General features: G+C 73.8%; 11 protein-coding genes. 8 read left to right on the top strand and 3 right to left on the bottom strand.

Annotated features, from left to right (window positions below):
- Positions 1-711, top strand: a 711-nt coding sequence (locus BGO91_RS05195) for an ATP-binding domain-containing protein (protein WP_290471808.1), incomplete at its 5' end; no start/stop codon positions are given.
- A gap of 19 nt (positions 712-730) precedes the next feature.
- Here the strand turns inward: BGO91_RS05195 and BGO91_RS05200 are convergent.
- Both BGO91_RS05200 and BGO91_RS05205 read right to left on the bottom strand, forming a co-directional pair.
- Positions 731-1,426 carry a DUF1684 domain-containing protein gene (locus BGO91_RS05200; RefSeq protein WP_290471809.1) on the bottom strand — a complete coding sequence of 232 codons (696 nt, stop codon included), beginning with the start codon at positions 1,424-1,426 and terminating at the stop codon, positions 731-733.
- A complete protein-coding gene (locus BGO91_RS05205) occupies positions 1,423-1,989 on the bottom strand; it encodes a hypothetical protein (RefSeq protein ID WP_290471810.1) in 567 nt (188 codons plus the stop codon). The genes BGO91_RS05200 and BGO91_RS05205 overlap by 4 nt, the downstream gene beginning before the upstream one ends.
- A gap of 102 nt (positions 1,990-2,091) precedes the next feature.
- Between BGO91_RS05205 and BGO91_RS05210 the strand changes: the two genes are divergently transcribed.
- From BGO91_RS05210 to BGO91_RS05235, 6 genes are all read left to right on the top strand, one after another.
- On the top strand, positions 2,092-2,589 hold the full coding sequence (locus BGO91_RS05210; RefSeq protein WP_290471811.1) for an EVE domain-containing protein: 498 nt from the start codon (positions 2,092-2,094) through the stop codon (positions 2,587-2,589).
- The gene (locus tag BGO91_RS05215) at positions 2,586-3,188 is read left to right on the top strand and encodes a 2-phosphosulfolactate phosphatase (protein ID WP_290471812.1); all 603 of its coding nucleotides are present in this window, start codon (positions 2,586-2,588) and stop codon (positions 3,186-3,188) included. The genes BGO91_RS05210 and BGO91_RS05215 overlap by 4 nt, the downstream gene beginning before the upstream one ends.
- A gap of 83 nt (positions 3,189-3,271) precedes the next feature.
- Positions 3,272-3,574, top strand: coding sequence for a DUF427 domain-containing protein (locus BGO91_RS05220; RefSeq protein WP_290471813.1), 303 nt, complete (start codon positions 3,272-3,274; stop codon positions 3,572-3,574).
- A gap of 21 nt (positions 3,575-3,595) precedes the next feature.
- A complete protein-coding gene (locus BGO91_RS05225) occupies positions 3,596-4,777 on the top strand; it encodes a PQQ-dependent sugar dehydrogenase (RefSeq protein ID WP_290471814.1) in 1,182 nt (393 codons plus the stop codon).
- Positions 4,778-4,887: 110 nt separating this feature from the next.
- Positions 4,888-5,400, top strand: coding sequence for a hypothetical protein (locus tag BGO91_RS05230; RefSeq protein ID WP_290471815.1), 513 nt, complete (start codon positions 4,888-4,890; stop codon positions 5,398-5,400).
- Positions 5,401-5,514: 114 nt separating this feature from the next.
- A complete protein-coding gene (locus tag BGO91_RS05235; protein ID WP_290471816.1) occupies positions 5,515-6,036 on the top strand; it encodes a SprT-like domain-containing protein in 522 nt (173 codons plus the stop codon).
- A gap of 20 nt (positions 6,037-6,056) precedes the next feature.
- Here BGO91_RS05235 and BGO91_RS05240 read toward each other — a convergent pair whose 3' ends face one another.
- Entirely contained in the window at positions 6,057-6,665 is a 609-nt protein-coding gene (locus BGO91_RS05240) for a GNAT family protein (RefSeq protein WP_290471817.1), read from the bottom strand.
- 88 nt (positions 6,666-6,753) lie between these two features.
- Here BGO91_RS05240 and BGO91_RS05245 point away from each other — a divergent pair.
- Positions 6,754-7,140: ABATE domain-containing protein (locus BGO91_RS05245; protein WP_290471818.1), on the top strand; the 387-nt coding region annotated here is incomplete at its 3' end.

Consider the following 7,140-nt stretch of genomic DNA (forward strand, 5'->3'; position numbering starts at 1 on the left):
CAGGACGACCGCGGCACGACCGCCGAGCGCGCCTCCGCCGACCGCTCGTGGACGTACGGGCACGTGGTCGTCGACGAGGCCCAGGAGCTCTCGCCCATGCAGTGGCGCGTGCTGGTGCGGCGCTGCCCGATGCGCTCCTTCACGATCGTCGGCGACATCGCGCAGGTGTCGTCCCCGGCCGGTGCGACCAGCTGGGCCGCTGCGCTGCAGCCGTACTTCAAGGACTCCTGGCGCCTGGAGGAGCTCACGGTCAACTACCGCACCCCGGCCCAGATCGCCCAGGAGGCGGAGCGGATGGCGCAGAGCGCCGGCCTGCCGATCACCCCGACGCGCTCCGTGCGCGAGGGCGACTGGCCCATCCGCCGGGTGAACGCGGACGGCGCGACCCTGCCGGACGCCGTGGTCGCGGCGGTCGAGCACGATCGCGGCATCGACACCCAGGGCACGCTCGCGGTGATCGCGCCGGTGCGGGAGGTGGAGGCGGTCGCCGCCGCGGTCTCCGCCCGGTACGGCGAGCACGCGGGCCGCGGCGCCGCCGGCCTGAACCGCCCGATCGCGGTGCTCAGCGGCTACGAGGCGAAGGGGCTCGAGTTCGATGCGGTCGTGCTCGCCGATCCCGGCGCGCTCGCCGCGGAGACCGCGCGCGGAGCGGCCACGCTGTACGTGGCGATGACCCGGCCGACCCAGCGCCTGACGCTCGTCGCCCCGTGATCCGGACGGCCTCCGGGACCTACGCGTAGGTCCCGGAGTACCGCTCGCCGACGGGCACCTCGGTCGCGAGCGTGTTGCCCGCCTGCGCGAGCGGGCAGGCCCACGCCGGGTCGTAGGCGCACGACGGGTTGTACGCGAAGTTGAAGTCGAGCACGATCCTGGCCTCGTCGCCGTCCGCGTCGAGCCCCAGGTCGGCGCCCTTGATCGTGTCGATGAGGTAGCGGCCGCCGCCGTAGGTGCCGCCGGGGCGCCCGGCGAGGGCGTCCTTCACGGGGACGAAGATCCCGCCGCCGTACGACGAGAGCCGCCAGACGTCGAGCGTGCCGGCGAGGGGGATGCGCACGGTGCCCAGCAGCTCGAACGGCACGACGCCGTCGGTGCCGGTCTCGACCTCCATCCGTCGCGGCTCCGCGGGCGCGTGGATCGGCAGCTCGAACCGCCACTCCGGGTCGTAGGCCGCGACCGGGAGCCCGGTGAAGCGGGCGCGGTCCTCCTCGAGCAGCGGGGAGGCGGGGTGCGACGAGAACAGGTCGTCGCGGCAGGAGATCCAGTGGGCGTGCGCCGCGACCGGGTCGGAGCCGGCCAGCCGGCGGACCGACGCGTACAGCGCGAAGACCCGGCGCCGCCAGTCGGCGGTCTGCAGCGCGGTGACCGCGCGGGGGACGGCGGGTGCGCCGGCGGCTCCGGTGGCCGGGTCGTCCTCGACGGTGCTCATGCGGTCTCCTCCGTTCGGCCGGGCTCGTCCAGCTCTTCCGTCACGCTAGCGGCTGGCGGGTCGTATGCCCAGGTCGGCGCGAGGCGGCGGAGCCGGTGCCCGCGCCACTGCCAGAACGCCCACAGCGTGTACCAGGCGAGGGGAGTGAGCGCTCCGGCGCGCACGATCAGCTGATCGCGGTAGAGCGTGCGCAGGCGTCCGTCCGCGTCCGGCCCGGCCGGGTCGGGGGCGATCGCCATGCGGTGGTCCAGGTGAGGGAGGGCGGAGAGCACGCCTCCGGTGCCGCCGCCGCTGTCGCGCAGGATGCGGGTGGCGTGCTCGGCCTCCCCGGCCGGCCGCAGAGTGTCGAGCCGGATGGCCTGCGTCCCGACCGTGAACGCCCCGAGCGCCCGCACCCGCACCCGGTGCTCGCCGCCGCCCCAGACGGTCGGGAAGGAGGTGTCGCCATCGGGCTGGAAGTCCAGCCACGGCAGGGCGACCTCCCGGAACGCGGTCGGGCTCTGCAGGGCGCGCCAGGCCGCGTCGGGGTCGCAGTCGAGCAGGAACTTGAGGAGCACGCGCATCCTCCCAGTGTCGTCCCGTGGGGCGTCGTCCGGGCCGAGTTCCCGGCGCATTCCCGACTCCGCCTGGCGCAGGGTGTCGGTGGGATGCGCTAGAACGGGAGCATGGCGATCCGCTACTGGCTGGGCGTGGTGCAGCGCGACCACGTGCTCCGTGGCGTCGCGGGCGGCTTCGCGCAGGTCAACCACGGCGCGCGCGGTCCGCTGGAGTGGATGGGCCCGGCCGACGGGTTCGTGTACTACTCGCCCAAGACGACCTACCCCGACGGCGACCCGCTCAAGGAGTTCACCGCCGTCGGCCGCGTCGCCGACGGGGATGCGTTCCAGGTCACGCAGGGGGAGTCGATGCGCGGTCCGGCCGGCGACTTCCGCCCGTGGCGGCGGCGGATCGAGTGGGACCACGACGCCATCCCCACCCCGATCCGGCCCCTGCTCCCGTCGCTCGACTTCACGCGCGACAACCGCGACTGGGGCTACCAGCTGCGGCGCGGGGTGATCGAGATCACCCGCCACGACTTCGAGCTGATCCGGCGTCAGATGCGCCCGTCACCCGGCGAAACACGGCCGTCGCGACCGGCGCCCCGCATTACGATGTCCCGGTGACCGAGCCGAGCACCCTCCCGCCCACGACCGATTCCGACGCCCCCGCCGCGCACCGCCAGTCCAAGTACCAGGTGCGCTTCGACTGGGCCGCCGACGGCGCCCGGGCGGTCGCCGGCGACGCCGACATCGTGATCTGGGTCGATGCGCTCGGCGATGGCGCGATCGCCGCTGCGGCACCCGATCTCGCGGCGGTTCCCGGGCAGGGCGCCGTCGTGGCCGCCGGTCTCACCAATCCGGCCGCCGTCGCCGCCTGGGCGCTGGCGGAGCAGGTGCGCCTCGGCCGCCGCGCGATGATCGCGGTCGTCGCGGCCGGCGGCTCGACCGCGAGTGGATCGACGCGCTTCGCCGTCGAGGACCTCCTCGCCGCCGGCGCCGTGATCGACGCGCTCGCCGCGCTCGGCATCGACTACAGCTCGCCCGAGGCGGCCGCCGCGTGCGCCGCGTTCACGGGCCTGCGCGGTGCCGTCGCGCACCTCCTCACCGCCTCCGTCTCGGGTCAGGAGCTGGTGGCGGCGGGCATCGCTCCGGCCGAGATCGCCCCCGCCGGACGACTCGGCACGGTCGACGCGGTCGAGGTGCTGCGCGCTCCCGCCGACTGACAGGCGCTCTCGCGGCGGAGGGGAGTACCCTCCCGGAATGATCGGTCCGCACCGCGCGTTCCGGTCTGCGAGGAGGTTGCATCATGAAAGCAGTCCTGAACGACACCGTCATCGCCGAGGCTCCCGAGGAGGAGCTGATCCGCATCGAGGGCAACTGGTACTTCCCGCCCGCGAGCGTCAACAAGGAGTACCTCGTCGAGAGCGCCACTCCGTACACCTGTCCCTGGAAGGGCGAGTGCCAGTACTTCTCCGTGAAGGACGGCGGCGCGCTCCTGCAGGACCGCGCCTGGTCGTACCCCACCCCGTACCCGACCGCGTTCGACCGCGTGGGCAAGGACTTCAGCGACTACGTGGCCTTCTGGAAGGAAGTCCAGGTCGTCGAGTGACCTGACGCGGGCGCGATCGGCATGAGCAGCTCCCGGGCAGCGCGCACCACGGGCGTGGCGGCGATGGCCGCCGCCGCTCTCGTCGCGCTGTCCGGCTGCGTGCCTCCTGCGTCCCCGCCGACCGCGATCCGCTCGGTCAGTCCCACGCCGCAGCCGCGCCCCACGGGCACGTCGTCGGCCGTGGCGGCCGTGCCCCTGCAGCCGGCGGGCGACGCCACCGTGCTGGAGACCGGGCTCGACGCGCCCTGGTCGATCGTCCCGCTCCCGAGCGGATCCGCTCTGATCAGCGAGCGGGACTCGGGGCTGGTCCGCGAACGGCTGCCGCAGGGCGGCCTGCGCGACGTGGGCACCGTCCCAGGCGTCGTGCACGCGGGGGAGGGCGGCCTGCTCGGCCTCGCGGTCCCCGCCGGGTCCGTTCCCACGCATCTCTACGCGTACGAGACCACGGCGGAGGACAACCGCGTCGTCCGCCTCCCGCTCGACGGCGTGCCCGGCAGCTACGCGATCGGCGCCCCCGAGACGGTGCTGTCCGGCCTCCCGAAGGGCACGAACCACAACGGCGGCCGCATCGCCTTCGGGCCCGACGGGATGCTCTATGTCACGGTCGGCGACGCTGGCGACACGGATCGCGCCCAGGACCTCTCGTCCCTCGGCGGCAAGATCCTGCGGGTGACGCCCGACGGCCAGGTGCCCGCGGGCAACCCCTTCCCGGGGTCGCCGGTGTGGAGCTTCGGGCACCGCAACCCGCAGGGCATCGGCTGGGACGCGCACGGCACGATGTGGGCGAGCGAGTTCGGGCAGGACACCTGGGACGAGCTGAACATCATCCGGCCCGGTGCGGACTACGGCTGGCCGGTCGTCGAGGGCATCGCGGGCGATCCGACGTACACCGACCCGGTGCAGCAGTGGCGCACCTCCGAGGCGAGCCCCAGCGGTCTCGCGATCGTCGGCGACACGATCTTCATCGCCGCGCTGCGGGGGGAGCGGCTCTGGACGGTCTGGTCGACCGCGGGCGGCGCGCCGGTGACGGCGCAGGCGTTCTTCGACGGCACCTACGGGCGGTTGCGGGATGTCGTCGCCCACGGCGACCGCCTCTGGGTGCTCACGAACAACACCGACGGGCGCGGCGATCCCCGATCCGGCGACGACCGACTCCTGGAGGTCGCCCTCGCCCCCGCGGATCCCGCACGACTCCCGGGCTGAACCCGCCGCGATGGGGCCGCGGGCGGCGTCGCGGCAGGTAGTCTGGATCCCGAACCGCACGATTCGGGAGCAGAACCCTGAACATCATCCTCGGATACGATCCGTCCACCTTGCGCGAGCGCGTCGACCTGCGCGCCGCCGGCGACCGGTTGGACGAGCTCGGCAACCTGCGCAGCATGAGCGCGCTCAATGAGAAGACGGTTCTGCTGCGCCTGCTCGGCCGGCTGGACGAGGCCCTCACCATCGGCACCGAGGCCGTGCGCCAGGCGCGCTTCACCGGGGACCGCGAGCAGCTGATCGGCGCCCGCATCCGCCGCGCCCAGGTGCTCCAGTACATCGGCAAGTACGACGACGCCGTCGTGGAGCTGAGCGACTGCGTCACCGAGGCGCGCGGTCGCGAGTGGACCGCGCTCGAGGCGTTCGCGATCCAGAGCCGCGGCAAGGTCTACTTCGACATGAAGGACTACGACAACGCCCTCTCCGACATGACCGCCGCGGTGTTCCTGCGCGAGAAGCTCGGTGCGTCCCCCGCGGAGATCGAGGGCGCCCTGCTTGCTGTCGCCGTGGTGCAGTCCCTGTCCGAGGCCCAGCACGGCGCGGCCGGCCGCGACGATCAGGCGTGACGGTCGCCCCTGCACCTGGAAGGCGCACCCCGGCCCGCGTAGGATTCCGGGCATGACCGGATGCGCCGCCCACCCCGCCGTCGGGGGAGTCGCCGTCAGGGGAGTCGCGCACTGATGGCGGAGCTGGACCGCGTGCGCCGCTGGGCAGACGCCCTCATCGCCCTGCATCTCGACCCGGCCGTGTGGAGCTTCGACTTCGACAACGCCAAGACCCGAGCCGGGCTCTGCAACTACACGACGAAGAAGATCACCGTCTCCCGCTACCTCGCCACCCGGTACGAGGACGACGAGATCCACCAGGTGCTGCTGCACGAGGTGGCGCACGCGCTCGCCGGGTCGCGCGCCGGTCACGGCCCGCGCTGGCGCGCGATCGCGCTCGACCTCGGCTACGAGGGCAAGCGCCTGCACGGCGGGGCCATCGCCGACGAGCTGGCGCCGTGGGTCGGCACCTGCCCGAACGGGCACACGCACTACCGCTATCGCAAGCCCGCCCGCGCGCTGGCGTGCGGGGCGTGCAGCCGCCGGTTCGACGCCGCGAACCTCATCTCCTGGCAGCACCGGGAGGTGACGCCCGCCCAGCGCCGCACGGCCGCCGCCAGCGCGGCCGAGGGCGCCTCCACCCGCGCGCTGCGGTAGAGCCGGTCCGGGCCGAGCCGTCAGGCCGTCTGGGCGGCCAGCCGCTCGTCGAGACCCGCACGCACGGCAGGCCACTCCTCGCGCAGGATCGAGTACACCGCGGTGTCGCGCCACGTGCCGTCGGCGCGGGGCTGGGTGTGCCGCAGCACGCCCTCGAACTGCGCGCCGAGGCGCAGGATCGCGGTCCGGGAGCGCTCGTTGAGCACGTCCGCCTGCAGCTTCACCCGTTCGAACCCATGGTCGAACGCGCTGCCGAGGAGCAGACGCTTGGCCTCGGCGTTGACCCGCGTGCCCCAGGCCTCGGGGGCGTAGGCGGTCCAGCCGATGTGGGCGGAGCCGTTCGTCAGGTCGAGGTCGCCGAGCGTCGTCGTGCCGACGATCCGGTCGCCGTCGCGCAGGGTCACGGCGTAGACGTTGCCCGTCTCCCAGGCGAGGTAGCCCAGGATGAACGCTCGCCAGTCCTCGTAGGTGTCGCGGTACGCGGCCGGTCCGCCTCCCCAGCCTCCCGCGAAGACCTCGGGGTGCCCGATGGCGTCGAACAGGTCGGGCAGGTCGTCGAGCGTGAGCGCGCGGAGGCGCACGGTGGCTCCCTCGAGCACGGCGGCGGGATCGGGGCGGCGAGCGGTCATCGGGCCAGTATTGCAGCCGGGGCGTGCGATAGGGTTTCGGAGGCCCGAGCGGGCTTCCCGCCCGCAGCTAACCGACTATATTGGTTACATGGCGACAGACTCGATCCTCCCCCGCGGCACCGGACAGTGGATGGAGGACGCCGAGGGTCCGCGCTGGTGGTTCGACTCCGGATCCCTCGCCCTCGACTTCGCCTACACGGGCGGCCTCGACCGCCCGGAGGAGTCGCAGCCGGTCGCCGACGCCGCGGCCCTGAACGACTGGCTCGTCGAGCGCTTCCCCGAGGTCGCCCCGACCGCCGGCGAGCGCGAGTTCCGCGACGCGACCGCTCTGCGCTCCGCCATCGGCCGGCTCGCCCGCCAGGCCAGCCGGGGCGAGACCCTCGCGCCCGACGACGTGGACGTCGTCAACCTCTTCGCCGCCACGCCCGACATCCCGCCGGTCCTGCCCGGCGGCGGTCGGCAGGCGGGCCGGACG

It is taken from the genome of Leifsonia sp. 71-9, assembly GCF_001898805.1.
Taxonomy (GTDB): domain Bacteria; phylum Actinomycetota; class Actinomycetes; order Actinomycetales; family Microbacteriaceae; genus Leifsonia.

Coding starts and splice junctions, on each gene's coding strand:
- BGO91_RS05200 (WP_290471809.1), bottom strand. CDS start 1,426: ATGAGCACCGTCGAGGACGACCCGGCCACCGGAGCCGCCGGCGCACCC.
- BGO91_RS05205 (WP_290471810.1), bottom strand. CDS start 1,989: ATGCGCGTGCTCCTCAAGTTCCTGCTCGACTGCGACCCCGACGCGGCC.
- BGO91_RS05210 (WP_290471811.1), top strand. CDS start 2,092: ATGGCGATCCGCTACTGGCTGGGCGTGGTGCAGCGCGACCACGTGCTC.
- BGO91_RS05220 (WP_290471813.1), top strand. CDS start 3,272: ATGAAAGCAGTCCTGAACGACACCGTCATCGCCGAGGCTCCCGAGGAG.
- BGO91_RS05225 (WP_290471814.1), top strand. CDS start 3,596: ATGAGCAGCTCCCGGGCAGCGCGCACCACGGGCGTGGCGGCGATGGCC.
- BGO91_RS05235 (WP_290471816.1), top strand. CDS start 5,515: ATGGCGGAGCTGGACCGCGTGCGCCGCTGGGCAGACGCCCTCATCGCC.
- BGO91_RS05240 (WP_290471817.1), bottom strand. CDS start 6,665: ATGACCGCTCGCCGCCCCGATCCCGCCGCCGTGCTCGAGGGAGCCACC.